1 protein-coding gene is annotated in these 609 nt (G+C 36.1%); it reads right to left on the reverse strand.

The window, feature by feature from the left end; all coding sequences use genetic code 11:
• Positions 1-200: 200 nt before the first annotated feature.
• A complete protein-coding gene (locus ACFIL8_RS12285) occupies positions 201-530 on the reverse strand; it encodes a hypothetical protein (RefSeq protein ID WP_375613593.1) in 330 nt (109 codons plus the stop codon).
• Positions 531-609 lie beyond the last annotated feature (79 nt).

Here is a 609-nt window from a genome sequence, read left to right on the forward strand (position 1 = left end):
AGAGGCAAACCTTTTTTTTTATCTAAGTTTTAGATGTTTTCTTTCAGTGTGAAGCTTTTTTTAGAAAAAGGTAAGCGTCTTGATGATGACTCTCTTCTTTATTAATATATTGATTTATAATAATAAATAACCATTTTTTTACCGTGAAGCGCGTTGCTGAATATAATAAAATTTTTCATCACCAGTTCTCTCATATTAAATCAATTAAAATTACTTGGCTTATACATCATAAGTGGTGGGGCGTGCATGTGGGTCAAAACTGTACAAGAAAGGCATGCCTTTAATGAATTATCTCTTGAACCGAAGGCTGTCTGCAACATTGGGAGCTGGCAGAGTTTTTGTGATGATGCCGGCTTGTTCTTCCATAAGCGTAAACGTGTTTTTCCATAAGCGTAAAGATAGGGGAGGGCTGAAAGGATTTTATATACTTCATGGGGGCTTACCATTTCTTTACGGGCGGCGTTTTGCAAAATGGGTGTGATGAGCGTTGAGAGATCTTTCTTTAAAACAAGCGCGTGAATATGCAACACAAGTCTATTCCTTTTGGTGCGTTTTGTATTACGAAAAAAATTGATTTATAAGAAGGAGTTATCGTTGTGGATGTTGAAC

Origin of the sequence: Bartonella sp. AP57NXGY (assembly GCF_042195805.1) — a bacterium.
Lineage (GTDB): Bacteria > Pseudomonadota > Alphaproteobacteria > Rhizobiales > Rhizobiaceae > Bartonella.